The sequence below is a fragment of the Stenotrophomonas sp. PE591 genome (assembly GCF_018320795.1).
Taxonomy (GTDB): domain Bacteria; phylum Pseudomonadota; class Gammaproteobacteria; order Xanthomonadales; family Xanthomonadaceae; genus Stenotrophomonas; species Stenotrophomonas maltophilia.
The window spans coordinates 308,768-335,446 of sequence record NZ_JAAOKO010000003.1 but is presented as its reverse complement, the minus strand read 5'-3'; the positions used below and the strand labels follow the sequence as shown (position 1 = coordinate 335,446).

The following is a 26,679-nucleotide window of genomic DNA, read 5'->3' as shown; positions in this document are numbered from 1 at the left end:
GCAAGCCGCTGCCCTGGAGATCCCGATGGCCACCCCCTACCGCGACCTGTTCGCTGCCCCTGGCACCGCCCGCCTTGCCTTGGCCGGCCTGCTGGCCCGCCTGCCGCTGCCGATGACCGGCATCGGCATCATCACCCTGCTGTCGCAGCTGCGCGGCAGCTATGCCTTGGCCGGTGCGGTGTCTGCCACCTTCGTGCTGACCTACGCGCTGCTGTCACCGCAGGTATCGCGCTGGGTCGACCGGCGCGGGCAGGGCAGGGTGCTGCCATGGGCTACTGCGGCCAGTGCGGCAGGGTTGTTGCTGCTGCTCGCGTGCACGCTGCTGGCTGCGCCAGACTGGGCGCTTTTCGTCGCCGCCATGCTGGCTGGATGCATGCCCAGCGTGTCCGCAATGGTGCGCGCACGCTGGACTGCGATCCATCGCGGTCGCCCGCAGCTGCAGACCGCGTATTCGCTGGAGACCGTGTTCGATGAGGTGACCTTCATCGTCGGTCCACCGTTGTCAGTGGGGCTGTCGGTGGCGGTATGGCCACAGGCCGGCGTACTGGCGGCCGCCCTGTTGCTGGTGGTCGGCGTCGCCGCATTGGTGCTGCAGCGGGGTACCGAGCCGCCGCTGCAGCAGCACGAAGGTGCAACTCCCTCGGGCTCGCTGCTGCGGCACAGGGAGATCCGCCTGCTGGCGTTGCTGATGCTGGCGATGGGCGTGATTGTCGGTACGGTCGACATCACCAGCGTGGCCTTCGCCGAACAGCGGGGGCAGCCGCTTGCCGCCAGCGTGGTGCTGTCGGCCTATGCGCTGGGCAGCTGCGCGGCGGGCCTGCTGTTCGGGGCACTGAAGCTGCAGGCACCGTTGCGGCGCCTGTTGCTGGCCGGCGCAGTGGCCACCGCACTGACCACGTTGCCGCTGCCGTGGGTCGGCAGCCTGCCCGGGCTGGCCGTGGCGGTGCTGCTGGCCGGGGTGTTCTTCGCGCCGACGATGATCGTGGCGATGTCGCTGGTCGAACAACGCGTACCCGAATCGCGCCTGACCGAGGGCATGACCTGGCTGCTGGCCGGATTGAACATCGGCGTGGCGCTGGGCGCGGCGCTGTCCGGGCAGAGCGTCGATGCGGGGGGCGTGCGTAGCGGCTTTGTCGTTGCACTGGTGGCAGGCGGGGGCGTGCTGCTGTTGGCCGTTCTCGCGCGACGTGCGTTGCGCCCGGCTGCCGCATCCACCCCTGAAGGCATCATCCCGTGAGCGCTTCATCGCCTGCGCATGCCGCGCCTGTGCATCGCCATCCGTGGTGGGCGGTTTCTGCGGTTGGCCTCGCCACCTTCTCGGTGGTCACCACCGAAATGCTGCCGGTGGGCCTGCTGACCCCTGTCGCCGAAGATCTCGGCGCGTCCACCGGCACCGCCGGCCTGATGATCTCGCTGCCGGCCCTGCTGGCGGCAGTGTTCGCACCGCTGGTGGTGATCGCAGCCGGTGGCATCGATCGTCGCCGCATCCTGTGCGTGCTGCTGGGGCTGCTGCTGGTCGCCAACGTTGCTTCGGCGCTGGCACCGGGCATCGGCTGGCTGCTGGCCGCGCGCGTACTGGTGGGGTTCTGCATGGGCGGGATCTGGGCCATCGCTGGTGGGCTGGCAGCCCGCCTGGTACCGGCGCATCGCATCGGCCTGGCCACCTCGATCATCTTCGGGGGCGTGGCCGCAGCATCGGTTCTGGGGGTGCCGCTGGGTGCACTGATCGGCGACGCCCTGGGCTGGCGCTTCGCGTTCGCAGCGATGGCGCTGTTCAGTGCGGCGGTGATGCTGCTGCAACTGTGGGTGGTTCCCGCGTTGCCGGTGGTGGCGTCGGTGCGCCCGGCGCAGTTCGTGCAGCTGCTCGGCCACCGTGGCCTGCAGCGCGGCCTATGCCTGACGCTGCTGCTGGTAGCAGGTCACTTCATTGCGTTCACCTATGTACGCCCGTTGCTGACCCTGCGATCGGGCGTGGATGCCGCTTGGATCGGCGCGCTGCTGTTCGCCTATGGCATGGCGGGCATCGCGGGCAACTTCATCGCCGGACCACTGGCCGCTCGTCACCCGCGCGGCATGCTGCTGGCGATCTCTTGCGGCCTGCTGCTGACGCCGTTGTTGTTCCTGTGGCTGGGCGACACACCCACCGGCGGCATTGTGGTGCTGCTGCTGTGGGGCCTGGCCTATGGCGGCGTGTCGGTCGGCCTGATGAGCTGGATGATGAAGGCAGTGCCGCACGCGGTGGAGATCGCCACCGCGCTGTATGTCGGTGTGTTCAATATCGGCATCGCAATGGGCGCGTGGGGCGGTGGACGGCTGCTGGATGGCGTGGGCCTGCATGCGAATCTGTGGGTCGCGGCCGGGCTTGCCATGGTCGCCACGCTGGTGATTGCCACAACGCGCCGGTAGATCCACGCCATGCGTGGATGGCTTGTAGTCCTGTAGACCTGTAGATATGCCGACCAACGTCGGCACCCACCCGAGCGGGGCATTCGCCAACCAAGGTTGGCAGCTACCGGGAAATGAAACGGGCGCCTCGCGGCGCCCGTTCCGGTTACATCACCACACCTTGACCCGCTTGTCCGGGGCCAGGTACAGCTTCTGGCCTTCCTTTACTTCGAACGCCGGATACCAGGCGTCGATGTTGCGCACGGTGAGTGCGCGGAACTGGCCTGGCGCATGCACATCGGTCAGCAGCGAATTGCGCAGCGCCTGCTCGCGGCTCTTGCTGCGCCACGCCTGGGCGAAGCCCAGGAAGAAGCGCTGGTCCGGGGTGAAGCCTTCCAGGGTCTGGCCCGGCTTGCCCTGCAGCGAAAGCTGGTAGGCATCGTAGGCAGTGCCCAGGCCGGCCACGTCGGCGATGTTCTCGCCCAGGGTCAGCTTGCCGTTCACATGCACGCCCGGGAACGGCTCGTAGCTGCTGAACTGCGCGGCCAGCGCATCACCGGCGGCGTTGAACTGCTTCAGGTCCTCGGTGGTCCACCAGTTGTGCAGCTTGCCGGTCTCGTCGAACAGCGCGCCGGCGTTATCGAAGCCGTGGCTGATCTCATGGCCGATCACCGCGCCGATCGCACCATAGTTCACCGCGTCGTCGGCGGCACCGTCGAAGAACGGCGGCTGCAGGATCGCGGCCGGGAACACCAGGCGGTTTTCCAGCGGCACGTTCATCGCATTGATGGTCTGCGGCAGCATCGCCCACTCACTGTGGTCGACCGGCTTGCCCAGCTTGGCGATGTTGCGCTGGTATTCGAACAGCTCGGCGCGCTGTGCGTTGCCGAGCGCGTCATCGCGGCGGATCTCCAGGCCGGTGTAATCACGCCACTTCTCCGGGTAGCCCATCCCCACGGTCAGGCCGGCGACCTTGGCCTTGGCATGCGCCTTGGTCTGCGGCGACATCCACGACAGTGCGTCAATGCGCTTGGCGAAAGCGGCGATGATGTTCTTCGCCATTTCGTCCGCACGCTCCTTGGTCCTGGCGTCGAAGTGCTTCTCGACATAGCGCTTGCCGATGGCCTCGCCGACAGCATGGTTGGCATCATCCACGGCGCGCTTCCAGCGATCGCTCTGCTGCGGCGTGCCGCTCAGCGCGGTGCCATGGAAGGCGAAGCGGGCGTCGGCGAACTTCTTCGGCAGGTAGGCGGCGGCACGGTCCAGTGCGTGGAAGGCCAGGTAGTCCTTCCACACCTCCAGCGGCTCGGTGGCGACCAGCCTGGACAGGCCGGCCACGGCCTTGGGCTGCCACACGATGAAGTCCTGCTGCTCGCCCAGCGCGGCCGCATCAAGGAAGGCGTTCCAGTCCATGCCCGGTGCCTTGGCGTTGAAATCGGCCTGGGTCCACGGATTGGCACCCTTGGTCACGTCGTTGGTTTCTTCCTGGGTGGCATGCGCCTGCGCGATCTTCGTCTCCAGCGCAAGGATGCGCTGTGCCTTGCCGGCCGGGTCGGCCACGCCGGCCAGCTGCAGCATCTGCGCGATGTAGCCCTGGTACTGCTTGCGCAGTTCGGCCATGCGGCCGCCGCCCAGGTAGAAGTCGCGGTCGGGCATGCCCAGGCCGCCCTGCACGAGGTACGGCGCGGTGCGGTCCGGCTGCAGCATGTCGACCGAGACCCACAGGCCGAACAGGCGGTCGGTGTAGAAGTTGGTGGCATTGAGCAGGTCGACGTCGGCGCGCATCTCGCCGCCGAGGGCACGTGCCAGGCCAGCCTTGTCGGCGATGGTCTCGATGGCCTTCAGCTGCGGCTGCACCGGGGCGATGCCGTGCTGCTCGATGCCGGCTTCGTCCATGTAGGCGGCGTAGTAGTCGCCGATCAGTTTGTCGTCACCGCTGGCCTGCGCATTGCCGGCCGCACCCTCGAGGATGGCGCGGGTGTCGGCCAGGGTCTTTTCAGCGATGACGTTGAAGCTGCCGAAGCGCGAACGGTCGGCCGGAATCTCGGTGTTCTTCACCCAGGTGCCGTTGGCGAAGCCGAAGAAGTCATCGCCGGCCGCGATGCTGCGGTCCATGCCGCTGGCATCGAAGCCGAAGCTGCCCAGCATCGGCTTGGCGGCAGCGGGTGCAGCCTCGGCGGGCTTGGCGGTGCCAGCGGCCGGATCGGCCGGACGGTCGCAGGCAGCCAGGGACAGGCTGGCAACGATGGCCAGTGCCAGGGTGGGACGGCGCAGCTTGGACATGGACTTCTCTTGCAGCGGAAAACCCCAAGTCTAATCCGCCGCAGCCCGGCTGGCCGTCCCTGTGGCTGGCCGGTCCTGTGCAGGATCTGGCTGAACGCGCCGAAGCGATCTTCACGCCGTCACCGGGGTGGTGCATGCTGGGCCCTGGAGCCCTGCGCGGACACGGGGAGGTGGCCATGCAGGACGGGGTCAGGCGTCAAGAATGGCGTCCGCCGGCCGTTGAGGTCGGGGATGTGGAGGATTCGTTCGCGCATGAAGCCAGCCGACTGCACAAGGAAGATCGACCGATGCCCGCGTTGAAGCGGGCGTTGGCCCGTCCGTTGCGCGCCATCACCTGGGGCGGCGTGCTGCTGGGCCTGTTGCTGGTGGCCGGATTGGCCACCATGCTGGCCAACGACCATCACCGCCGCCTGGAGGCCGCGCAGCGGCAGAGCCGGGCGCTGGCGGTGGGGAGCGAGCGCCTGCTGGCGCTGGAACTGCGCAATCTGGAGCGGGCGATGACCGGCATCGCCGGCGATGCCGGTGAGTTGTTCCGCAGCGTGCCGTCACAGGCTCCGGCACTGCTGGATGCGGCCATCGGTGGCGTGCTGCGCCGCCACGCTGAACTGCACAGCATCGTGGTGCTGGACCGCCACGGGCGCGCGCTGACCGCCGGGCGCGGCGACCTGCAGCTGCCGCTGTGGACCGACCCGCTGCGCCGGGGGCAGGGCAGTGCCCTGTACATCGGCCCGCCGCAGCGGGCCAGCGATGGCGACTGGGTGGTGCCGCTGGCACTGCCGATGGCCGGTGAACGCTGGCTGTTGGCGCGGCTGCGCTGTGGTGAACTGCAGCGCATCGCCGGCGGCCTGGATGTTGGTCCCAACGGGCTGGTCTCGATCACCGACGCCGAGGGTTACATGCTGGCGCGCGTGCCCGATCCGCATGGCACGGTCGGTCGCCGCTACGACCTGCCGCGGCGTGACCTGCTCGGCAAGCAGGCGGTGGTCGAGCTCGGCAGCCTGCCCGGCGTGGTCGATGGTGTGCCGCGCATCACGACCATCAGTACGCTCGACCGCAGCCCGCTGGCGGTGCAGATCGGCCTGGCCGATGAGGACGTGCTGGCACCCTGGTGGCCGTACCTGCAGGCATCGGTGGCGATCGTGCTGGCCTACATCGTGGTGCTGCTGGTGCTGCTGTATGCGGTGCGCCGCAGTACCCGCAGCCAGCAGGCGATGGCCGAGGAACTGAAGGCGGGCCATGCCGAGCTGCGTCTGGCCCATCAGGTCGGGCGTGTCTGCACGTGGTACGTGGATGAGGACGCCGCGCTGCTGCGCTGGTCCCCCCTGGCGCGCGAGATCTTCGGCGTGCAGACCGATGCGCTGCCGGTGGCCGACTTCTTCGCTCGCGTGCATCGCGATGATGCCGCGCGCCTGCAGCAGGCTTTCGACCAGGCCTTTGCCGGCGGCGCAGTGCTCGACCAGGTGTTCCGCCTGGTGCTGCCCGGTGGTGAAGTGCGCTGGGTGGGCGCGCGCGGACAGCGAGTGGAGGTGGCCGACAGCGAACGACGCATGATCGGCGCGTTGACCGACCTGAGCGAACGCTACCAGGCGCGCGAGCAGATGAGCGAAGTGGAACGCCGCTTCCGCCTGCTGTTCGACCGCAACCCGGCGCCATTCTGGGTGTTCGACCCGGACACGCTGCGCTTCATCGAGGTCAATGACGCGGCGGTGCGCCAGTACGGCTACAGCCGCGAAGAGTTCCTGGCGATGAGCATCCTCGACATCCGCCCGCGCGAAGGCTGGGACGAGGTGCGTGGTGCCATCCAGCGCGCGCAGGTGGGCGATCCCCCTGACGCAACCGTGCGCCTGCACCGGCGCAAGGACGGCAGTGTTTTCGAGGTGCGCGCACACCTGTCCAAGCTCGATTTCGACGGACAGCCCGCGTGCCTGGTGCTGGCCGAGGATGTGAGCGAACGGCTGGCCTACGAGCGCGACCTGGCCTACCAGGCACGGCACAACCCGGCCACCGGCCTGCTCAACGTGCGTGCATTGACCGACCAGCTGGATGAGCAGGGCGAGGGGTATACCATCGCCTTCGTGCAACTGCGCGGACTGCAGCTGGTGGCCGATACGCTGGGCCGTGAAATCGGTGATGCGGTGCTGCAGTCGATGGCGACCCGCTTGGGCGGGTTGGGCGCACGCTGCGGCACGCTGGCGTTCCAGCCGGCGGAGGACTTCGTGTTCGCCATCGGTTCGGAGCACGATACCCAGCGCGTGCTGGACGACCTGCTGCAGATCGTGTCGGCGCCGATGCGCGGCAAGGATTCACTGCACCAGTTCGAGCCGCGCATCGGCGTGGCGGTGCATGTGGCCGGTGACGGCCACAGCGCCGAACAGGTGATCGGCATGGCCGCGCAGGCGGCGCACGCGGCGCGTGCCGAGGGCAACGTGGTGGTCTGGTTCGACGCAGCGGTGACCACGCGGCTGGCCGACCGGTTGCGCCTGGCCGGGCGCATCCATGCGGCCATCGACAACGAGTTCCAGCTGTACTTCCAGCCGATCCGGCATGCCAGCGATGGCAGCCCGGCGGCATTGGAGGCATTGCTGCGCTGGCCGCAGGCTGATGGCAGCTTCATTCCGCCCAATGAGTTCATCCAGCTGTGCGAGGACACCGGGCTGATCCTGGCACTTGGCCGCTGGGTGATCCGAGCGGCAGCGAAGGCGCAGCGGCGGTTGGTCGAGGCGGGGTGGGGCGAGCTGCCGATTGCGGTCAACGTCTCGGCCGTGCAGTTCTTCAACAGCGACCTGGTGGCCGAGTTCACCCGCGCCCAGCAGGAGTTCGGGTTGGCGCGGGGTGCGCTGCATGTGGAACTGACCGAGAGCAGCCTGATGCGCAAGCCGGGGCAGGCGATGCAGACCATGCAGCGCCTGCACGAGCAGGGCATCAGCGTGTCGCTGGATGACTTCGGCACCGGCTATTCCAGCATGTCCTACCTGCAGCACCTGCCGCTGGACATCCTGAAGATCGACCGCAGCTTCGTGGCGGACGTGGAAACCAATCCACGCAACGCCTCGATCTGCCGCGCACTGCTGTCGCTGGGCCACAGCATGGGCCTGACCATCATCGCCGAAGGCGTGGAGACGCCGGGACAGCTGGACTGGCTGGCTGCGCACGGCTGTGACCAGGTGCAGGGCTACCTGCTGGGGCGGCCGGCACCGCTGGAACGGATCATCGACGCGCTGGATGAGGTCGCCGCCTAAGTGGTAGTGCCGGCCGCTGGCCGGCATTCGCCCAGGACCGGGAGGTGTCTGATTGCCGGCCAGCGGCCGGCACTACCGCAAACGCCAGGCTCGGCTACACCCCGGCCTCCACCAGGTGGTCGATGAAGCTGCGCACCTTCGGTGCCAGGTGGCTGCGGCTGGTGTAGACCGCGAAGATGCCGATCGGCGCGGCTTCCCACTCGGGCAGGACGCGCACCAGACGGCCATCGGCCAGTGCGTCTTCCAGCAGGAAGTCCGGTTGCAGGATCACGCCCATGCCGGCGATCGCCGCTTCGCGCAGCACGTCGCCGTTGTTGGCGTGCAGCAGGCTGCTTACCGCCACCTTCACTTCACCGCCGGGCCCCTGCAGCGGCCAGTTGTTGCCTGCGGCCCAGTAGCTGTAGCTCAGGCATGCGTGTGCCTGCAGCTCCTGCGGGGTCTGCGGGGTGCCGTGTGCGGCCAGGTAGGCCGGCGCGGCGCACAGGCTCACCCGCGATTCGCCCAGGCGACGTGCGATCAGCGTGGGACCGGGCTCGCGGGTGATGCGGATGGCCACGTCGTAGCCTTCCTCGACCATGTCCACCAGTCGGTCGGACAGCGCCAGGTCCAGCTCCACCTGCGGGAAGCGCTGGCGATAACTGGCCAGCAGCGGACCGAGGCGGGCAATGCCCCAGCTCACCGGTGCGTTGATGCGCAGCGTGCCCGAAGGCTCCAGCGCCTGCGCGCCGATACTGGCCTCCAGCGCGTCGAATTCGGCCAGCAGGCGCACGCACTGGGCGTAGTAGGCGGCGCCGGCACTGGTTGGGCTGACCCGGCGCGTGGTGCGGTGGAGCAGGCGGGTGGACAGGCGCTTTTCCAGCGCCGCGACCTGGCGCGTGACGCCGGCGGTGGACATGTCCAGGGCCTGGGCGGCGGCACTGAAGCCGTTGCGCTCGACCACCGCCACGAACACGCGCATCGCCTCGAGGGTGTCCATTGTTGCGCCTTGTGAAATAAATACGGTCAAACGATCGTATTTATCGACCCGTGAAGGCGCAATAACCTGTGCCCACTCCCTTCAAGGTGCTTTTGCCATGCACACCACGACCGCTCCTGTTTCGCCGCTGGCGCCGTATGGCGCCACCCTGCTGCGCCTGGCTCTGGGCGTGCTGTTCCTGGTCCACGCGCTGACCAAGCTGCTGGTGTTCACCCCGGCCGGTACGGCGGCGTTCTTCGAGTCTCTGGGCCTGCCCGGTGTGCTCGGCTACCTCACCATCGGCGTCGAGCTGGTGATCACCGTCGCGCTGCTGCTGGGCATCTACGCACGCTGGGTGGGCCTGGTCGGCGTGCCGCTGCTGCTGGGCACCATCGTTACCGTGCACGGCGCCAACGGCTTCGGTTTCGCCAATGCCGGCGGCGGCTGGGAATACCCGGCGTTCTGGGCATTGGCGCTGGTGGTGCTGTTCCTGCTCGGCGATGGCAAGTGGACCCTGCGTTCGCGCTGATCGCCGCCTGATCCTGCAACTGGAGAATTCCATGTCCCGCCTGCCTTCGCTGTACATCTCCCATGGTTCGCCGATGACTGCCCTGCAGCCGGGCCAGGTTGGCGTGCGCCTGGCCGAGCTGGCGCGCGATCTGCCGACGCCACGCGCCATCGTGATGGCCTCGGCGCACTGGCTGGGCCGGCAGCCGCTGGTCGGTGCGCATCCGCAGCCGCCGACCATCCACGACTTCGGTGGCTTCCCGCGCGCGCTGTTCGAACTGCAGTACCCGGCACCGGGTGATCCGGCACTGGCCGAAGAAGTGGCCGGCCGCATCGCCGCCGCAGGCCTGCCAGTGGCCATCGACCCGCAGCGTGGCCTCGACCACGGCGCGTGGGTACCGCTGCGGCTGTTGCGCCCTCAGGCGGACATCCCGGTGGTGCCGGTGTCGATCCAGCCGCTGCTCGGCCCCGAGCATCAGTTCGCGCTGGGCCGTGCGCTGGCGCCGCTGCGCGAACAGGGCGTGCTGCTGGTCGGCTCCGGCAGCATCACCCACAACCTGCACGACTGGGGCGACTACCAGGACGGCAAGGAAGCGCCGTACGTGCGGCCCTTCATCGAATGGGTGGAGCAGCGCTTGGCCGCTGATGACCGCCAGGCCCTGCTGGATTACCGCCGGCAGGCGCCGTTCGCCGAACGCGCGCACCCGACCGACGAGCACCTGCTGCCGCTGTTCTTTGCAATGGGCGCGGCCGGCGAGGGCGGTTTCGGTGCGCGTCGCATCGATGCCGGCATCGATGCCGGCTTCCTCGCCATGGATCTGTACCGCTTCGACGGGGCATGAGCCGGGGCTGACGCGCGGCGGCCCCGGCCGTCGCGGCCATGGCCGCATGTGGTAGTTTTTTCCGGGTTTCCGGCGCTGGCCTCCAAGCCTCCCCACGCGCCGCTTCCTGGAAGAAGCATGCATACCATTGAAGTCGTCCTGGCGATGCTGGTGGCCGTTGTCGCCAGCGGCTACCTGGTTCGCGTCCTGCCGTTCTCGTTGCCGCTGCCGCTGGTGCAGATCGGCCTGGGTGCGGTCATCGCCGGGGTGTTCAACCGTGGCCACGCGCTGGAGCCGGAAGTGTTCTTCCTGCTGTTCCTGCCGCCACTGCTGTTCCTCGATGGCTGGCGCATCCCCAAGCAGGGCCTGTTCCGCGACAAGGGCGCGATCCTCGAACTGGCGTTCGGCCTGGTGGTGTTCACCGTCATCGGCGCCGGCTTCCTGATCCACTGGTTGATTCCGGTGATGCCGCTGGCGGTGTGCTTCGCGCTGGCGGCCATCGTCTCGCCGACCGACCCGGTGGCGGTGGGCGCGATCGCTTCGAAGGCGCCGATTCCCAAGCGCCTGATGCACATCCTGGAAGGCGAGTCGCTGCTGAACGATGCCTCGGGCCTGGTCTGCTTCCGCTTCGCGGTGGCGGCGGTGATGACCGGCACCTTCTCGCTGGCCACGGCCTCGCTGACCTTCGTGTGGGTGGCGGTGGCGGGATTGGCGGTGGGCGTGGCGGTGACGCTGGGTGTGTCCACCTTCCAGCGCTGGCTGTGGCGCCGCTTCGGCGAAGAGCCCGGCGCGGCGATGCTGGTCAACCTGCTCATTCCGTTCGCGGCCTACCTGCTGGCCGAAGAGATCCATGCCTCGGGCATCCTCGCCGCGGTCGCCGCCGGTATCGCGATGAGCTATGTCGAGCTGACCGGTCGCGTCTCCGGCAGCATGCGCGTGCAGCGCGCCGGGGTCTGGAACATGCTGCAGTTCAGCTTCAACGGCATCATGTTCGTGCTGCTGGGCGAGCAGCTGCCGGGCATCGTCGAACGCGCCACCACCACCATGAACGAGACCGGCCACCAGAGTGCGTGGTGGCTGCTGGTGTATGTGGTGGTGATCAATCTGGCACTGGTCGTGCTGCGCCTGTTGTGGGTGTGGTTGTCGCTGCGCTGGAACCTGCTGCGCGCGCGCCGTCGCGGCCTGGAGCGGGGCGAGGCACCGAACTGGCGCATCGTGGTGGCGACCTCGGTGGCCGGCGTGCGCGGTGCGATCACCCTGGCCGGTGTGTTGACCCTGCCGTTGTTCCTGCCCGACGGCAGTGCGTTCCCGGCGCGTGACCTGGTGATCTTCCTGGCCGCATCGGTGATCCTGTTCTCGCTGCTGGGCGCCAGCATCGCGCTGCCACAGCTGCTGAAGGGCCTGCAGCTGCCGGCTGACTCGGGCGAGCGCAAGGAAGAGGACCTGGCACGCCGGCTGTCGTCGAAGGCCGCGCTGGCCGGGGTCGAGCGCATGCGCCAGCAGCTGGTGATGAACCAGAACACCGAGAACGTGCAGCTGTACAACGACGCCGCCTCGCGGGTGAGCCTGCTCTACCAGCGGCACCTGGAGCGCGACAGTGATGGGCCCGACGTGGACCCGGAGAAGGTACGGCGCATGGAAATGGGCTACCGCCAGCTGCGCAGCGCCGGCCTCAATGCCGAGCGCGAGGAGCTGTTCCGGTTGACCCGGCGCGGGGTGATCTCCGATGAGATCTCGCGGCGCCTGATCCGCAACCTGGACCTGCTGGAATCGCGCAAGCGCGAATGACCGTGTACCCCGGGTGGGTGCGGACCTTGGTCTGCGTTGATCGAGGTCAGATCCCTTTCCGCAGGAAAGGGATCTGACCCCAGGATCCGGGAGCCGTGCTTATTCCGGCTTCTGGTCCAGGAAATACACCTCGACCTTGCCCTTGACCTTGATGGTCATCGGGTTGCCGCGGCGGTCGCGGGCCTTGCCGGCCTGCACGCGGATCCAGCCTTCGCTGACCGAGTATTCCTCGACGTTGTCACGCTCGACGTCGTTGAAACGCACGCCGACGCCGCGCTCCAGCGCCTGCGCATCATGGAAGGGGCTGGCCGGGTTGATCGCCAGGTGGTCGGGAGGGGTATCGCTCATCGCTTCATTCACAGTGACGGCCACCAAGGCCGGCTTCAGCGGCACAGGATAAACCGTAGAATGCCGGCCTGCCCCAGAGGAAGTTCCGCCATGCCCGACAACAGCGACTATTTCGACTTCGAGGAAGACATCCACGACTTCGACGAAGATGGCTTCGAGGCACGGGTCTGGAACCTGCTGGTGCTGATCAACCCGGGCGACGAGGAACTGGCCCTGCAGCAGTTCAACCGCTGGCGCGAGCACCTGGCCGAGGACGGGCAGCCGCTGGAAGCGGACAGCGACTGGCTGCCGGCCCTGTTCACGGCCATCGCCTGGCAGTCCGGTTTCGAGGTGGAACGCGACGACCTGGAATCGCTGCAGTCGGCGGTGAACGAGCTGTCGGCGCGCTTCAACCTGCAGCTGGACTGGGGCGGCGACCTGGATGACGAGGACTTCGCCGAAGACCTGGACGGCGTGCAGCTGATGTCCACCGCCTTCGACCGCCTGCGCGAGCACAACTACACGCTGTGGAGCGTGGATGCCGGCAGCGACGGCTTCACCGGCGTGATGGCGCTGACCCGCGACGACGACGCAATGCTGGCGCTGTGCTCGCTGCTGAACGTGGAAATCCGGCTGGGCAGCGACCCGTTCTGAGCGATGGGCCGATCCGCCCGGTACCACCCGGCGGGACGTTCTGCTGGGCGCGGCCTGATGGGTTGATCCGCTGGAGACGACCCGACGGGGTAGCGTCGACTGTTGGTCGACTATCGCGCGCAGCGCGGGGTTCTCGCGGCCGGATGGGAGAGCAGTCGACTGACAGTCGACTCTACCCGGTCGGTGCCGGTTGGTGTCCGGCGAACCCGCGACGTGGCCTACGGCCGGTACTGCGCCCTGGCGTTGGCAATCACCGCTTTGACCAGGTCACGGTCGGTGTGCCGTGAGATCGCCCGCGCACCGAGCGCGATCGCCTGTGCGCGCAGCTCGGAAGTGACATCGTAGTGGGCACCGCTGGCCTTGTTCTGGAAGGCCCGCGGGGGAATGCCGAGCTGCGCCGCCATCGCGTGCAGCTCGGCCAGGGTGTCGGCCATCAGGTGCGCCCAGCGCTGTCCGCGCCAGGGATGCACCGCGTCATCGACGTAGACCGTCACCGCCGCGGCCGGTTCAGGCCTGCGGCTTGCTGTCGCTGTCAGCGGCCGGAGCGGCCTCGGCAGCGGCTTCTTCGGCCACGTTGCCCTCGGCGGCTTCGCCTTCCTCGCCTTCAGCAGCGTCGACGCCTTCGAACTCGGCAACCAGCTTGTCCAGGTACTCGTCGGCGGTCTGCTCGGATTCGGCCGCCAGGGTGTCCAGCAGCTTCTGCAGCAGTTCGGAGTACTCCAGGTTGACCTTGCGGCCTTCCTTCTCCTGCACGTTGGACAGGTGCTTGAGCATGGCCAGCATCGGTACCGGGTTCTCGGCGTTGCCCATGGTCTGGCCGCCGATGGCCAGCAGCCACTCACGGCCCTGCAGGCCGATGGCCGCCACCACCTGGCCGTCTTCGTTGGTCAGCACGGCATGGTTCTGCACCTGCTGCTGTGCGTTCAGGCGCAGGAACGGGCGCTTGGCCTGCTGCTTCTTGCGCTTGTCGCGCTTGGCCTTGGAGTTCTGGGACATGGGGTGGGATCACCTGGAAAAGGAAAGACCGCCATTGTAGCGGGTGCGCCGGGGGATGCCCCTGGTGGGTGCGGACCTTGGTCCGCACGCTTTCCCGGATGTGCGGACCAAGGTCCGCACCCACCGTCTACTTTGCCTCGCCCTGCGCGGCCTGCACGTCCGGGTCGGCGGTGGGCGCCGACAGCCCCACCTGCGGGCCGGCACCGGCCAGGGCGGCCTCCTCGGCGGCCTTGGTCATCACCACGATGCTGATGCGGCGGTTGATCGGGTTCTGCGGGTCGGTCTTGTCGAACAGTACCGACGAGGACAGGCCGACCACGCGGGTGATCTTGCTGTCCTCCAGGCCGCCGTCCACCAGTGCGCGCCGTGCGGCGTTGGCACGATCGGCGCTCAGTTCCCAGTTGCCATAGCCGCGTGCGGCCGAATAGGCGGTGATGTCGGTGTGGCCGGTCAGGCTGATCCGGTTCGGCACATGGTTCAGGTACTCAGCCAGTTCGTGCAGGATCTGCTGCGTGTACGGCTTCAGCGTGGCACTGCCAAGGTCGAACATCGGCCGGTTCTGCTTGTCCACGATCTGGATGCGCAGGCCTTCCGGGGTCAGGTCCAGCAGCAGCTGGTCCTTGAACGGCTCCAGCGCCTGGCTCCTGCTGATCGCCTCCTGCAGCTCCTTCATCAGCGCTTCCAGCTGCTGCTTGTCGCGCTGCTGCTGGTCCACCGGCTGCGGCACGGCTTCCTTCTGGTTCTGGAAGGGATCGTTGCTGTTGCCGCGCGAGATGTCGGTGGCACCGCCCAGCTTGATCATCGAGGTGCTGGCGCCGCCCGGGCCGGCCATGCCGGGCGCCGGCGTGGCGTTCTGCCCGCTCAGCGGGCTGGGGTTGCGGAAGTACTCGGAAATGGCCGCACGGTCGTTCTTGTTGGTGGTGGCCATCAGCCACAGCACCAGGAAGAACGCCATCATCGCGGTCACGAAGTCGGCGTAGGCCACCTTCCACGAGCCGCCGTGGTGGGCGGCGTGGCCGGCCTTCTTGACCCGGCGGACGATGACGGTGGGCTTGTTCTCGGCCATGGCTTACTTGACCGTCTTCAGGTGCTGCTCGAAATCGGAGAAGGCCGGGCGCACGTTCGACGGCAGCGTCTTGCGGGCAAACTCCAGCGCGATCTTCGGGTTGTAGCCGCGCAGGCAGGCCAGCAGGGCGGTCTTGACCGATTCGTAGATGCGGCTGTCCTGTTCGGCGCGGGCTTCCATCGCCGCCGCCATCGGGCCGACGAAGCCGTAGCCCAGCAGGATGCCGAGGAAGGTACCGACCAGCGCACCGGCCACATGGCCGCCCACTTCGACGATATCGCCGCCGATCGAGCCCATGGTGATGACGATGCCCAGCACCGCCGCCACGATGCCGAAACCGGGCAATCCGTCGGCGACCTTGGTCAGCACCTGCGACGGCGCCATGGCTTCGGCGTGATGCTTTTCCAGCTCCAGTTCCAGCAGCGGTTCCAGCTCGTGCGGCTCGATGTTGCTGCCGATCATCAGGCGCAGGCAGTCGGTGATGAAGTCGATCAGGTGATGGTCGGCCTGCACCTTGGGGTAGTTGCCGAACAAGGCGCTCTCGGCTGGGCGCTCGACATGGTCTTCCAGTGCCATGAAGCCTTCGCGGCGCGCCTTGTTGAGCAGTTCATAGAGCAGGCTGAGCACATCGATATAGTCCTGCTGCTTGTAGCGCGGGCCCTTGAACACGCCCACCATGGCCTGCAGGGTCTGCTTGACGGTCTTGGCCGGGGTACCGACCAGGAAGGCGCCGAGCGCCGCGCCGCCGATGATGACCAGCTCGTAGGGCTGCCAGAGGGCACCCAGGCGGCCGTGGGCGCCGAGGTAGCCCCCGATCACGCTGATGATGACGACCAGGAATCCAACGATGATGAGCATGGGGCGACGCAAGGAGAGGGGATATCTCCTTGTCGGCCCGTCGCCCGGTTTTCTGAAGAGGGAATTCTGTGAAATCGGTCAGCGGGGTATTTAGCCCGCCATGCCGGCCTCGGCACCGCCACGCTGCAGTGGATCGGGCCACGGCTCACCATTGCCAGTGAATGAAAGTGAGACGGAATTCAGGCAGTGGCGCTCGTAGGTGGGCGGCGGACCATCCGGGAATACGTGGCCGAGGTGGCTGCCGCAGCGCGCGCAGGTGATCTCGGTGCGCACCATGCCGTGGCTGGTATCGCGGATCTCGCGCACGTGCGCCGGATCGAACGGAGCAAAGAAGCTGGGCCAGCCGGTGCCGGAATCGAACTTGGTGCTGGAGCGGAACAACGGCAGCGCGCACAGCCGGCAGCAGTAGACGCCCTCGCGTTTGTTGTCGAGGAATACCCCGCAGAACGGCGCTTCGGTGCCGTGCTGCAGCAGCACGCGGCGCTCCTCGCTGCTGAGGCCGGCGACCAGCGCCTCGGTCTGGGTGGCAGTGGGGGGCGTCAGATCGAAGGCGGTCATGGCGGCGCTCCGTGGGGTCGATGGCCTGGGGATGCCGGAAAACGTGGGGGTGCTGGCGCCCGCTTGCAAGTGTGATGGCCGTTCATGGGCGGCACACAGGCGCTGGCGCATGGTGAATGCGAACCACGCCGGAGCGTGCCATGAAATCGACCCTTTCCCTGCTGTTGATGGCCCTGCTGCCCTTGGTCGCGCAGGCCCAGGTACCGACATCGTCGAGCCCGACCGCCACCCGTAGTGCGACCACCGTGGCACCGCAGCCGGTGGTGCCGCCACCACAGGCCGCGCGCCCGCAGCCGCAGGTACTGCCCTCGCCACAGCCGACGCAGCCGATCAAGTCCACCGGTCCGGCCCAGGTCGCGCCGGCGCCGGTCCCGAAGCCGGCCGACAAGGTCTATGACCGCAATGGCCGCATCGTTCCCGGGGTGCGCCCGGCCGGCCCGAACCGCGTGTTCGACTCGCGCACCGGCCGCTATTACGACAGCGTGCCGGCCGGCGATGGCCAGCAGATCAAGCGCTGACCTCCAATGCCAATCCAGGTGGGCAGCGGCTGCGGGCTGTGCGGGCTGAACGCACGAAAACAACCTGCTGCAGATCACTGCTTTTTCGCCTGCGATTAACCGTTCCGGGACCAACGTGACCGTGCGCCGGCATTTCGCCGCCGCATGTCCTTTGTCCACTGGATCGCGATCATGAAAAACCAGCAGAACCGTCATCCCGGCAAGGAACCGCAGGGCCGCAACCCGCAGCAGCAACAGCAACAGCAGATGGACCCGCAGCAGCCGCACAAGGGCGGCAAGCAGCAGGAACAGCGCTCGCAGAAACATCCACAGCAGCGTTGACTGTTGCCATGACCGGGGTCAGAGCCCGCTGCGCGGGATCCGACCCCTTGCCGAATCCCGACCGGGGTCGGATCCCGCAACGCGGGCTCTGACCCCGATCGCAACCGCGTCAATCCGGAATCGGCAAGCTCAGCGTTTCCTTCACTTCTTCCATCACGATGTAGCTTTTCGACTCGCGCACGTGCGGCAGTGTCAGCAACGTGCTGCCGAGCAGCTTGCGGTAGGAGGCCATTTCGCTGATCCGCGCTTTCAGCAGGTAATCGAAGTCGCCCGACACCAGATGGCACTCCAGCACGTTGGGCAGCTTCAGCGCCGCGCGCCGGAACTCCTCGAAAATGTCGCCGGACTTGTAGGCCAGGCTGATTTCCACGAACACCAGCAGGCTGGCCTTCACTGCGGCCGGGTCGAGGTGGGCGTGGTAGCCGGTGATCACCCCTTCGCGCTCCAACCGGCGCACGCGCTCCGTGCACGGCGTGGTCGACAGGCCGACCCGCTCGCCAAGCTCGGTGAAGGAAATACGGCCCTCGGCCTGCAGGATGCGCAGGATCTTGCGGTCGATCTTGTCCAGTTCGCGGGTACGGGTGGCCATGGTCGTCAACCTTGGGGAATGAATTGCAGGAGAACATCCTGCCGGTTGATTTCAAAACAGGCAAATCAACTGGGAATGGCTGTCTATACTTCCCCAATTATGGTCCCTGTGCGTTCCAGTGCAGGGAATGATCGGGTTGGAGAAGTCCCATGCGAGTCCTAGTTCTCGGCAGCGGCGTGATTGGTACCACCAGTGCCTGGTACCTGCGACAGGCCGGGTTTGAAGTCACGGTCATCGACCGCCAACCCGGCCCGGCGCTGGAAACCAGCTTCGCCAATGCCGGCCAGCTGTCGTTCGGCTACACGTCGCCGTGGGCGGCCCCGGGCGTGCCGAAGAAGGCCATCGGCTGGCTGTTCGAGAAGCACGCGCCGCTGGCGATCAAACCGGGCATGGACCTGGCCCAGTACCGCTGGCTGTGGCAGATGCTGCGCAACTGCACCCACGAGCGTTATGCGATCAACAAGGCGCGCATGGTGCGCATGTCCGAGTACAGCCGCGACTGCCTGAACGAGCTGCGCGCGCAGATCGGCATCGAATTCGAAGGCCGCGACCTGGGCACCACCCAGCTGTTCCGCACCCAGCAGCAGCTGGATGCCTCGGCGCAGGACATCGAGATCCTGGCCCAGTACGGCGTGCCGTACGAGGTGCTGGACCGCGCCGGCATCATCCAGGCCGAACCGGCCCTGGCGCCTGTCGATGGCCTGGTCGGTGCGCTGCGCCTTCCGCGTGACCAGACCGGCGACTGCCAGCTGTTCACCCGTCGCCTGGCGCAGATGTGCGTGGATGCCGGTGTCGAGTTCCGCTTCGACCAGGACATCACCGGCCTCGAGTTCGATGGCGACCGCATCACCGGCGTGCGCATCGACGGCAAGCTGGAAACCGCCGACCGCTTCGTGGTCGCGCTCGGCAGCTATTCGCCGGCGCTGGTCGCACCGCTGGGCATGCGCCTGCCGGTGTACCCGCTGAAGGGCTATTCGCTGACCCTGCCGATCACCGACCCGGCGATGGCGCCGACCTCGACCATCCTCGACGAGAGCTACAAGGTGGCGGTCACCCGCTTCGACGACCGCATCCGCGTCGGTGGCATGGCCGAAGTGGCCGGCTTCGACCTGTCGCTGTCGCAGCGACGCCGCGAGACCCTGGAGCTGGTGGTCAGCGACCTCTACCCGAAGGGCGGCGACCTGTCGCGCGCGCAGTTCTGGACCGGCCTGCGCCCGGCCACGCCGGACGGTACGCCGGTGATCGGCGCCACGCCGTTCCGCAACCTGTACCTCAACACCGGCCACGGCACCCTGGGCTGGACCATGGCCTGCGGCTCGGGCCGCTACCTGGCTGACCTGATGAGCGCGCGCCAGCCGCAGATCAGCACCGAAGGCCTGGATATTTTCCGCTACGGCCAGTACGGTCACGCGCCGCAACAAGAGAACCGCACATGCGTCCTGCCCGCGCGCTGATCGATCTGGGCGCCCTGCGCAGCAATTACCGGCTCGCCCGTGAACTGGGCGGTGGCAAGGCCCTGGCGATCATCAAGGCCGATGCCTATGGGCATGGCGCGGTGCGCTGTGCGCAGGCGCTGGAAGGCGAGGCCGATGGCTTCGGCGTGGCCACCATCGAAGAGGCGCTGGAACTGCGTCAGGCCGGCATCCGTGCGCCGATCCTGCTGCTGGAAGGCATCTTCGAACCCAGCGACATGGCGCTGGTGGCCGAGCATGATTTCTGGTTCGCCGTGGGTTCGCCGTGGCAGCTGGAGGCCGTCGCCGCCTTCGACAGCCCGCGCCCGTTGACGGTGTGGCTGAAGCTGGACAGCGGCATGCATCGCCTCGGCCTGGACGTGGACAGCTTCCGCGCGGCGCACGCGCGCCTGTCAGCGCTGCCGCAGGTCGAGCGCATCGTGCTGATGACCCACCTGGCGCGCGCCGACGAGCTGGACAGCGAACGCACCCACGAGCAGGCGGCGACCTTCGCGCGCGCCATCGACGGCCTGCACGGCGAGACCAGCGTGTGCAATTCGCCGGCGCTGCTGGGCTGGCCGGACGTGCGCAGCGACTGGGTGCGCCCGGGCCTGATGCTGTATGGCGCAAACCCGCTGCCGGACGACACCACGCTGACCGAGCGCCTGCGCCCGGTGATGACGATGCAGTCGAAGGTGATCGCCGAACGCTGGATCGAAGCGGGTGAGCCGGTGGGTTATGGCGCGCGCTTCGTGGCCAAGGCGCGCACCCGCGTGGGTGTGGTTGCACTGGGCTATGCCGACGGTTATCCGCAGTTCGCCCCGAATGGCACGCCGGTATTGATCGATGGCCAGCCCGGCGCACTGATCGGGCGCGTGTCGATGGACATGCTGACGGTGGACCTGACGGCGCATCCGCAGGCCGCGGTGGGCAGCGTGGTGGAACTGTGGGGCAGTGCGCCGACGTTGGCGGAACTGGCGCCGCGATGCGGCGTGAGCGCGTACCAGCTGCCGTGCGCGGTCAAGCGCGTGGCGAAGGTGTACGTGTAACGCCGAGCCCACGCTCGGCTTCGGTGGCGGCCGACCTTGGTCGGCGCCATGAATGCGTGTCGACCAAGGTCGACACCTACCGGGGGGCCTGGCGCGCAGCGGTCGCCATGCGCAGTTCTGGTAGCGGCCGACCTTGGTCGGCGCCGTGAATACGTGTCGACCAGGGTCGACACCTGCCGAGGGGCCTAGCGCGCAGCGGTGGCCTGGCTGGCCAGCTGGCGCTTCACCCAGTCATCAATCAGGCGCTTCTCGTAGCGCAGCGGATCGCTGTTGGTCAGCAACCCACTGCCCTGCAGGTAGCCGGAGTCGCTCAGGCGCGCGTCGCCTTCGCTCACAATACGGCCGTCGGCGTCCTTCAACGTGTACTGCAGGGTGATGCGGGGCGGGTAGATATCGCGCATCACGCGGATGTCGCGCGCACGCGGGCCGTGCCACGGCTCGTAGTCACCGGCACGCTTGATGTCCACCAGGGTGACATCGAGGGTCTGCCCAGGCTGCAGCGGCTTGGCAGCGGTGGTCTGCAGGTAGCGGGCCAGCTGCTGTACCCAGTCACCGCGTTCGGCCTCGAAGCGGTTGGTGCTCTGGCGGATCTCGGTGAACGTGGCCGGATCCTCCCATTTCACGCTGACCGGGCCATTGGCCTGCAACGCACGCGGCGCGTCCGTACCGGTTACGTTGCGGGCTGCAGCGTTGGCGCCGCTCACCACCAGGGCGCCTGCCAGCAGGGCAATCACGAGTGCGCGTTTCATGACGGTCTCCTGCGTCCCCGCGCTGGGGACGATGTTGATCACGGATCGAGTGTGATCCTGTGGCCGGGTCACTGCAATGGCCGGCTGCGTCGTATGCAAGGGGGGTTACCGCCAATTCATCGTCGTCAACCCTGACTGACGGCGCTTGACGCTGTGAATACGCTCTCTGGAACATGCTGTGTCTCCAATCCGGCCCGTCCAGACGCCCTTGTCCACACTGCCGCCCCTAGTGGAGCGCCCACCGATGATGGTGCCGGCGCCCGAACCCGACCTGCATCATGGCGTGCTTGAGCGCATCAACGCCGGTTTCTGCGTGATCCAGGTGCTGTTCGAAGGCGACCGCGCGGTGGACTATCGTTTCATCGAGGTCAACGACGCCTTCGAGCGCCATACCGGCCTGAAGGACGCACGCGGTCAGCGCATGAGTGCGTTGGAACCGAACCACGAGGAAGACTGGTTCCGCATCTACGGTGAAGTGGCCCGCAGTGGTCGCCCCGCCCAGTTCGAGATGGAAGCGCGCGCCCTGGGCCGCTCGTTCGCGGTTGATGCGGTGCGCGTTGGTCGTCCGGGCGAAGACAAGGTCGGCATCCTGTTCTTCGACATCACCGCGCGCAAGCAGATGGAAGTGGAGCTGGGCGAAAGCGAAGCCCGCTTCAGCGCACTGGCCGATGGCCTGCCGATGCCGGTATGGGTGCTCGACGAGCGCGGCCACGCCCGCTTCGTCAACAGCGCCTTCAGCGAGTTTTTCGGTGGCGACGAAACGCGCGTTCCGGAAGATGTCTGGCGCGGCCTGGTACATCCAGACGATGCGTCCGTATTCGAGTACGAGCTGCAGGAAGCACTGAAGGCGCAGCGTTCGATGCATGCGCTGGTACGTGCGCGGCGCGCCGACGGCCAGTGGCGCTGGCTGGAGATGAACGCGCGGCCGCGCTTCTCGCGCATGGGCCGCTTCATCGGCCTGGCTGGCAGCAGTCCGGACGTGACCGAGCGCCGCGAGATCGAACTGGCACGCGAGGAACTGCTGCAGTCCGAACGCGCCGCGCGCAGCGCCGCCGAGAACATGGCGCGGCTGAAGGACGAGTTCCTGGCCACGCTGTCGCACGAGCTGCGCACGCCGCTGACCACCATCCTCGGTTGGAGCGAGCTGCTGCTGCAGCGCGTGGACAACACCAGCCCGCTGTACAAGGGCCTGAACGTGATCGCCAACAGCGCCGGTGCACAGAAGCGGCTGATCTCGGACATGCTCGACCTCAGCAGCATGCTGCTGGGCAAGGTACAGCTGGAGGTGGAAGTGCTGGACCTGCGCACGCTGCTTGGCGAAGCCATCGGCGCGCAGGAACTGGTGGCCGAAGGCAAGGCGCTGGACGTGCACCTGCAGCTGCCCGAGCAGCCCAGCCTGGTATTGGGCGATGCCACGCGCCTGCAGCAGGTGTTCTGGAACCTGCTCTCGAATGCGATCAAGTTCACCCCGGCCGAGGGCCGCATCGACGTTCAGCTGCAGGCCGACGGTACCCACTGGGTCATTACGGTGCGCGATACCGGCGATGGCATCGCACCGGAGTTCCTCAACCACCTGTTCAGCCGCTTCCGCCAGGCCGATGGCACCACCACGCGCCGCCATGGCGGCCTCGGCCTGGGCCTGGCGATCGTGCAGCAGCTGGTCGAACTGCACGGCGGCACCGTCGCCGCCGCCAGCGAAGGCCATGGTCACGGCGCCACGTTCACCGTGCGCCTGCCCCAGCACCTGCCGGATGCCGAGCGCCGGCCGCTGCGCGAAGTCATCAGCGGGCCGATCCTGGAGCCGGTGATCGTCGAACCGTATCCGCTGCGGGGCATGCATGTGCTGGCGGTGGAAGACCAGCCGGAGGTGCTGGAGTACCTGCGGCGCATGCTGGAAGAGCAGGGCGCCAGCGTGTCGGCGGCCAGCTCGGCCGGCGAGGCACTGGCACTGCTGGCCGACACCGGCCATCTGCAGTACCACGTGATGCTGACCGACATCGGCATGCCGGGCATGGATGGCTATGGGCTGGTGCGCACGCTGCGCGAGGACATGGGCGTGGACGCGGCAACCTTGCCTGCGGTGGCGGTGACTGCACTGGCGCGTGCCGATGACCGCCGCCGCGCGCTGGCGTCGGGCTTCCAGGAGCATGTGGCCAAGCCATACTCGGTGGCGCAGCTGGTGGCTGCCGTACGCAAGGTGCAGGTGCCGCGCGCGGACAGCGCGCTGCACTGAACATTCACGGCCGATCGGCGACCCTGCAATCAGGAGGTCGCCGATGTCCCGTATAGCTCCACGTATCCACACCGATCCGGCGCAGATCGCGCGCCTGGAAGCCCTGCTGCCGCAGCTGGATGGCGAAACGCAGGTGGAACTGATTCTTCACGATGGCCGCCGCCTGCTCGGCACGGTGGCCGTGAGGCCAACCGTGCAGCAATACCGCAACGTCGCTGGTGATGAAGGCAGCAACGGCCAGCTGCGCCTGGATGACTACGACACGCCGGTGCAGCAGCACCATGTGTGGTTGGACGAGATCGCCAGCATCCGCAGGTTGCCGCCGAGGGTTTGACGGCAACCTGCCGGGCACATCCCCGCTTGGCGTGGATCTACCAGAGGTTGCAGTAGAGCCACGCCATGCGTGGCTGCTGCGCTCAGTGCTCGAACAGGGTCGGCGTCGCCTCGAACCGGCGTGCATACGCCCGCTCCTCCGCAACCCTCGCCACCTCGTCATCGGCCAGGTCCGGCGCGCCATACACCGCATAGGCCACGCTGCCGTCGGCACCATGACCGACCTGGTGCAGCCGGTAGCGCGAGTGGCCGCCGCCGGTGTCCTCGGGGTAATGCACGGGCGGATGGCTGCCTTCCAGGTCCATTTCACTGTTGTCGACCACGCCACCGACGAACAAGGCTCGCATGCAGGTTCTCCTGGGTTTCCGGGGGAGCCTCTACCCTGAACGTTCCAATGTTGCTGGCAGATCAAGGCCCCGTTCGGGTTTCGCAAAGCGGCTGCCGGGGCCGGCCCGGTCAAGCCGGTACAATGGACGGCCCTCACGCTTGAAGTACCCGCGCCGATGGCCTCCAGCGACGACGCCCCCCTGCAGACCCTGTTCCTGCCGTACTCCCAAGGCGCCCTGCGCTGGCCGGAAGGCCCCGTGGCTTTCCTGCGGGCCCGCGACGGCTGGCCGCTGCGCGAAGTGGCCGGCAACCGCGAGGTGCATTGCGAGCAGAGCTTCGCCCCGTTCGCGCAGCCGCTGCAGCAGGCCGCCGGCTGGACCGTCAGCGGCCAGCTGGATGATGTGGCCGGCGAGGGCCGCTACCCGCTGGTGCTGGTGCTGCCGCCGCGCCAGCGTGAAGAAGCCCGCGCGCTGTTCGCCCGCGCGCTGGCGCTGGTCGCCGACGGCGGCCGCATCGTTGCCTGCCAGTCCAACAACGAAGGCGCACGCTCGGGCGAGGGTGACCTCAAGCAGCTGACCGGCCTCGGCGGCAGCCTGACCAAGAATCACTGCCGCGTGTACTGGACCGCGCCGATGCAGGGCCAGCACGACGCCGACCTGGCCAAGCGCTGGTCGGCGCTGGATGCAGTGCGCCCGATTGTCGGGGGCCGTTTCCTCAGCCGCCCGGGCGTGTTCGCCTGGGATCGCATCGACCCGGCGTCGGCGCTGTTGGCCGAACACCTGCCGGCCGACCTGGCCGGGCGTGCCGCCGACCTCGGCGCGGGCTACGGCTACCTGTCGCGCGAGCTGCTGGAACGCTGCCCGAAGATCACCGCGCTGGACCTGTACGAAGCCGAGCAGCGCGCGCTGGCACTGGCCGAACTCAATCTGGCGCCGCCGCCGCGCCCGCTGCCGCTGCGCTTCCTGTGGCAGGACGTCACCGCGGGTATCGAACCGGGCTACGACGTCATCATCAGCAACCCGCCGTTCCACACGCCGTCGCGCGCCGATCGCCCGGACATCGGCCAGCGCTTCATCGCCGTGGCCGCGCAGGCGTTGCGCCCGGGCGGACGCCTGTACGTAGTGGCCAACCGCCACCTGCCGTACGAGTACACGCTCAACGAGAGCTTTGGCGCGGTGCGCGTGATCGCCGAGCGTGATGGCTTCAAGCTGGTGGAAGCGGTGAAGGGGAAGGGCAAGTGAAGCTGGTCAAGCTCATCGCCAACCTGGGCTATGGCAGCCGCAAGCAGGTGCAGTGGATGTTCCGCGAAGGCCGCGTCACCGACGCCGACGGCGAGGTGCTGTATGCCGACGACCAGGTGCCGCACGAGGCGATCCGTGTCGACGGCGAGCCGCTGGACCCGCCGGTGGGCCTGTCGATCGCGCTGCACAAGCCGGCCGGCTACACCTGCTCGACCAAGGACACCGGCCGCCTGATCTACGATCTGCTGCCGCCGCGCTTCCGCGATCGCGATCCGGTGCTGTCCACGGTGGGCCGCCTCGACCGCGAGACCAGTGGCCTGCTGCTGCTGACCGACGATGGCGGCCTGCTGCACCGGATCATCTCGCCGAAGTCGAAGCTGCCGAAAGTCTATGAGGTCGAGTTGAGCGACGACCTGCGCGGCGACGAGGTAGCGTTGTTCGCCAGCGGTACACTGATGCTGGAGTCCGAGAAGACGCCCCTGCTGCCGGCTGAACTGGAAGTGCTGGATGCGCGCCGCGCGCGCCTGGTGCTGCACGAAGGCCGCTACCATCAGGTACGCCGCATGTTCGCCGCCACCGGCAACCACGTGCAGGCCCTGCACCGCAGCCGCGTCGGCGGGCTGGATCTGCAGGGGCTGGACGAAGGGCAATGGCGGCAGCTCACCTCCACCGACCTGGATACGCTGTTCGCTCCATGACCACCATCGCTGCGCTGCCGTTCCTCCCCGACGCCGTCATCTTCGACATGGACGGCCTGATGATCGACAGCGAGCGGGTTTCGCTGGCCTGCTGGAGCCAGGCCGCCGACGAGTTCGGACTGGGCCTGGACGAGGCGGTGTTCCTGCGCATGGTCGGCCTCGGTGACCGTGACACGCACGCGCTGCTGCGTGCGCAGGGCATCGAGGACAGCGTGATCGAGGCGGTGGCCGCGCGCTGCCACGACCTGTATGAAGCACGCACGCAGACCGGCCTGCCGTTGCGGCCGGGCATCCTGGAGCTGCTGCAACTGCTGAAGGCGCATGCGGTACCGCGTGCGGTGGCAACCACCACGCGGCAGCCGCGCGCCAACCGCAAACTGGCTGCGGCCGGCCTGCTGCCATACTTCGATGCGGTGATCACCAGTGGCGACGTCGCGCGGCCGAAGCCGGCGCCGGATATCTACCTGCTGGCCGCGCAGCGGCTGGGCCAGGCGCCGGAACGCTGCCTGGCGCTGGAAGACTCACCGGCCGGTACGCGTGCGGCGCTGGCGGCCGGCATGACCGTGATCCAGGTGCCTGACCTGGTGCATCCTGACGAAGAACTGCGCGCACTGGGCCACCGCATCGTCGGCTCGCTGGTGGACGCGCACGCGCTCCTGCTGCCGTTGTTGCCGAGGTAACTGGTAGGTGCCGACCGTTGGTCGGCACTCTTTACTGCGTTGGTGGGTGCCAA

Annotated in this window: 27 protein-coding genes; 16 read left to right on the top strand and 11 right to left on the bottom strand. The window is 67.8% G+C overall.

Features of this window, described 5'->3' with window-relative positions; all coding sequences use genetic code 11:
- Positions 1 to 25 precede the first annotated feature (25 nt).
- On the top strand, positions 26 to 1,237 hold the full coding sequence (locus JLDANKMP_RS11270; RefSeq protein WP_212561115.1) for an MFS transporter: 1,212 nt from the start codon (positions 26 to 28) through the stop codon (positions 1,235 to 1,237).
- Positions 1,234 to 2,406 carry an MFS transporter gene (locus tag JLDANKMP_RS11265; RefSeq protein WP_212561114.1) on the top strand — a complete coding sequence of 391 codons (1,173 nt, stop codon included), beginning with the start codon at positions 1,234 to 1,236 and terminating at the stop codon, positions 2,404 to 2,406. Before JLDANKMP_RS11270 ends, JLDANKMP_RS11265 begins: the two co-directional genes overlap by 4 nt.
- Positions 2,407 to 2,556: 150 nt before the next feature.
- Here the strand turns inward: JLDANKMP_RS11265 and JLDANKMP_RS11260 are convergent, their stop codons facing one another.
- Entirely contained in the window at positions 2,557 to 4,668 is a 2,112-nt protein-coding gene (locus JLDANKMP_RS11260; RefSeq protein ID WP_212561113.1) for a M13 family metallopeptidase, read from the bottom strand.
- Between the two features lie 176 nt (positions 4,669 to 4,844).
- On the opposite strand from JLDANKMP_RS11260, the gene JLDANKMP_RS11255 reads away from it, so the two are divergent.
- Entirely contained in the window at positions 4,845 to 7,907 is a 3,063-nt protein-coding gene (locus JLDANKMP_RS11255) for an EAL domain-containing protein (RefSeq protein WP_111151251.1), read from the top strand.
- Between the two features lie 94 nt (positions 7,908 to 8,001).
- On the opposite strand, the gene JLDANKMP_RS11250 is transcribed toward JLDANKMP_RS11255, so the two are convergent.
- Positions 8,002 to 8,883, bottom strand: a complete 882-nt coding sequence (locus JLDANKMP_RS11250) for a LysR family transcriptional regulator (RefSeq protein WP_058980710.1) — start codon at positions 8,881 to 8,883, stop codon at positions 8,002 to 8,004.
- 97 nt (positions 8,884 to 8,980) lie between these two features.
- Between JLDANKMP_RS11250 and JLDANKMP_RS11245 the strand changes: the two genes are divergently transcribed.
- The 3 genes from JLDANKMP_RS11245 (at position 8,981) to JLDANKMP_RS11235 (ending at position 11,978) form a co-directional block, all read left to right on the top strand.
- Complete coding sequence (locus JLDANKMP_RS11245; RefSeq protein WP_005407907.1) at positions 8,981 to 9,391, top strand: DoxX family protein; 411 nt, start codon at positions 8,981 to 8,983, stop codon at positions 9,389 to 9,391.
- Positions 9,392 to 9,422: 31 nt separating this feature from the next.
- Positions 9,423 to 10,211 (top strand): class III extradiol ring-cleavage dioxygenase, encoded by a 789-nt coding sequence (locus JLDANKMP_RS11240; protein ID WP_005407908.1) that lies wholly within the window; start codon positions 9,423 to 9,425, stop codon positions 10,209 to 10,211.
- Positions 10,212 to 10,328: 117 nt separating this feature from the next.
- Positions 10,329 to 11,978 carry a Na+/H+ antiporter gene (locus JLDANKMP_RS11235; RefSeq protein ID WP_005407909.1) on the top strand — a complete coding sequence of 550 codons (1,650 nt, stop codon included), beginning with the start codon at positions 10,329 to 10,331 and terminating at the stop codon, positions 11,976 to 11,978.
- A gap of 99 nt (positions 11,979 to 12,077) precedes the next feature.
- Here JLDANKMP_RS11235 and JLDANKMP_RS11230 read toward each other — a convergent pair whose 3' ends face one another.
- Positions 12,078 to 12,326, bottom strand: a complete 249-nt coding sequence (locus tag JLDANKMP_RS11230) for a DUF3297 family protein (RefSeq protein WP_005415112.1) — start codon at positions 12,324 to 12,326, stop codon at positions 12,078 to 12,080.
- 90 nt (positions 12,327 to 12,416) lie between these two features.
- Here JLDANKMP_RS11230 and JLDANKMP_RS11225 point away from each other — a divergent pair, with 90 nt between their 5' ends.
- Positions 12,417 to 12,959 carry a hypothetical protein gene (locus JLDANKMP_RS11225; protein WP_005407911.1) on the top strand — a complete coding sequence of 181 codons (543 nt, stop codon included), beginning with the start codon at positions 12,417 to 12,419 and terminating at the stop codon, positions 12,957 to 12,959.
- Between the two features lie 218 nt (positions 12,960 to 13,177).
- Here JLDANKMP_RS11225 and JLDANKMP_RS11220 read toward each other — a convergent pair whose 3' ends face one another.
- The 5 genes from JLDANKMP_RS11220 to msrB form a co-directional block, all read right to left on the bottom strand.
- Entirely contained in the window at positions 13,178 to 13,453 is a 276-nt protein-coding gene (locus tag JLDANKMP_RS11220; RefSeq protein ID WP_033833707.1) for a DUF4031 domain-containing protein, read from the bottom strand.
- Between the two features lie 13 nt (positions 13,454 to 13,466).
- Positions 13,467 to 13,955, bottom strand: coding sequence for a hypothetical protein (locus tag JLDANKMP_RS11215; RefSeq protein WP_049449770.1), 489 nt, complete (start codon positions 13,953 to 13,955; stop codon positions 13,467 to 13,469).
- A 127-nt stretch (positions 13,956 to 14,082) separates the two neighbouring features.
- Positions 14,083 to 15,021 (bottom strand): flagellar motor protein MotB, encoded by a 939-nt coding sequence (motB, locus tag JLDANKMP_RS11210; protein WP_012479024.1) that lies wholly within the window; start codon positions 15,019 to 15,021, stop codon positions 14,083 to 14,085.
- Positions 15,022 to 15,024: 3 nt separating this feature from the next.
- Positions 15,025 to 15,879: a flagellar motor stator protein MotA gene (gene motA, locus JLDANKMP_RS11205; RefSeq protein WP_005407915.1), complete on the bottom strand. Its 855-nt coding sequence runs from the start codon at positions 15,877 to 15,879 to the stop codon at positions 15,025 to 15,027.
- Between the two features lie 90 nt (positions 15,880 to 15,969).
- On the bottom strand, positions 15,970 to 16,437 hold the full coding sequence (gene msrB, locus JLDANKMP_RS11200) for a peptide-methionine (R)-S-oxide reductase MsrB (RefSeq protein ID WP_005407916.1): 468 nt from the start codon (positions 16,435 to 16,437) through the stop codon (positions 15,970 to 15,972).
- Between the two features lie 140 nt (positions 16,438 to 16,577).
- Between msrB and JLDANKMP_RS11195 the strand changes: the two genes are divergently transcribed.
- Together JLDANKMP_RS11195 and JLDANKMP_RS11190 are read left to right on the top strand one after the other, a co-directional pair.
- Complete coding sequence (locus JLDANKMP_RS11195) at positions 16,578 to 16,955, top strand: hypothetical protein (RefSeq protein ID WP_044569474.1); 378 nt, start codon at positions 16,578 to 16,580, stop codon at positions 16,953 to 16,955.
- A gap of 144 nt (positions 16,956 to 17,099) precedes the next feature.
- The gene (locus tag JLDANKMP_RS11190) at positions 17,100 to 17,276 is read left to right on the top strand and encodes a hypothetical protein (protein ID WP_033833709.1); all 177 of its coding nucleotides are present in this window, start codon (positions 17,100 to 17,102) and stop codon (positions 17,274 to 17,276) included.
- 109 nt (positions 17,277 to 17,385) lie between these two features.
- On the opposite strand, the gene JLDANKMP_RS11185 is transcribed toward JLDANKMP_RS11190, so the two are convergent.
- On the bottom strand, positions 17,386 to 17,865 hold the full coding sequence (locus JLDANKMP_RS11185; protein ID WP_005407919.1) for a winged helix-turn-helix transcriptional regulator: 480 nt from the start codon (positions 17,863 to 17,865) through the stop codon (positions 17,386 to 17,388).
- 149 nt (positions 17,866 to 18,014) lie between these two features.
- Here JLDANKMP_RS11185 and JLDANKMP_RS11180 point away from each other — a divergent pair, with 149 nt between their 5' ends.
- Positions 18,015 to 19,319, top strand: coding sequence for a D-amino acid dehydrogenase (locus JLDANKMP_RS11180; RefSeq protein ID WP_212561112.1), 1,305 nt, complete (start codon positions 18,015 to 18,017; stop codon positions 19,317 to 19,319).
- Entirely contained in the window at positions 19,298 to 20,365 is a 1,068-nt protein-coding gene (gene alr / locus JLDANKMP_RS11175) for an alanine racemase (RefSeq protein ID WP_005412128.1), read from the top strand. Before JLDANKMP_RS11180 ends, alr begins: the two co-directional genes overlap by 22 nt.
- A gap of 185 nt (positions 20,366 to 20,550) precedes the next feature.
- On the opposite strand, the gene JLDANKMP_RS11170 is transcribed toward alr, so the two are convergent.
- The gene (locus JLDANKMP_RS11170) at positions 20,551 to 21,114 is read right to left on the bottom strand and encodes a DUF3016 domain-containing protein (protein ID WP_043033923.1); all 564 of its coding nucleotides are present in this window, start codon (positions 21,112 to 21,114) and stop codon (positions 20,551 to 20,553) included.
- Between the two features lie 244 nt (positions 21,115 to 21,358).
- On the opposite strand from JLDANKMP_RS11170, the gene JLDANKMP_RS11165 reads away from it, so the two are divergent.
- Both JLDANKMP_RS11165 and JLDANKMP_RS11160 read left to right on the top strand, forming a co-directional pair.
- Positions 21,359 to 23,347, top strand: coding sequence for an ATP-binding protein (locus JLDANKMP_RS11165; protein ID WP_005407923.1), 1,989 nt, complete (start codon positions 21,359 to 21,361; stop codon positions 23,345 to 23,347).
- A gap of 43 nt (positions 23,348 to 23,390) precedes the next feature.
- Positions 23,391 to 23,681 carry a DUF3247 family protein gene (locus tag JLDANKMP_RS11160; protein WP_024957100.1) on the top strand — a complete coding sequence of 97 codons (291 nt, stop codon included), beginning with the start codon at positions 23,391 to 23,393 and terminating at the stop codon, positions 23,679 to 23,681.
- Between the two features lie 82 nt (positions 23,682 to 23,763).
- Here JLDANKMP_RS11160 and JLDANKMP_RS11155 read toward each other — a convergent pair whose 3' ends face one another.
- Positions 23,764 to 24,027 carry a hypothetical protein gene (locus tag JLDANKMP_RS11155; RefSeq protein ID WP_005407925.1) on the bottom strand — a complete coding sequence of 88 codons (264 nt, stop codon included), beginning with the start codon at positions 24,025 to 24,027 and terminating at the stop codon, positions 23,764 to 23,766.
- 156 nt (positions 24,028 to 24,183) lie between these two features.
- Here JLDANKMP_RS11155 and JLDANKMP_RS11150 point away from each other — a divergent pair, with 156 nt between their 5' ends.
- From JLDANKMP_RS11150 to JLDANKMP_RS11140, 3 genes are read left to right on the top strand one after another with little or no spacing between them, the layout of a single operon-like run.
- Positions 24,184 to 25,248, top strand: a complete 1,065-nt coding sequence (locus tag JLDANKMP_RS11150) for a class I SAM-dependent methyltransferase (RefSeq protein ID WP_212561111.1) — start codon at positions 24,184 to 24,186, stop codon at positions 25,246 to 25,248.
- Positions 25,245 to 25,946, top strand: a complete 702-nt coding sequence (locus tag JLDANKMP_RS11145; protein ID WP_005407927.1) for a pseudouridine synthase — start codon at positions 25,245 to 25,247, stop codon at positions 25,944 to 25,946. The genes JLDANKMP_RS11150 and JLDANKMP_RS11145 overlap by 4 nt, the downstream gene beginning before the upstream one ends.
- Positions 25,943 to 26,626, top strand: a complete 684-nt coding sequence (locus JLDANKMP_RS11140; protein WP_043033919.1) for an HAD family phosphatase — start codon at positions 25,943 to 25,945, stop codon at positions 26,624 to 26,626. The genes JLDANKMP_RS11145 and JLDANKMP_RS11140 overlap by 4 nt, the downstream gene beginning before the upstream one ends.
- Positions 26,627 to 26,679: the final 53 nt, after the last annotated feature.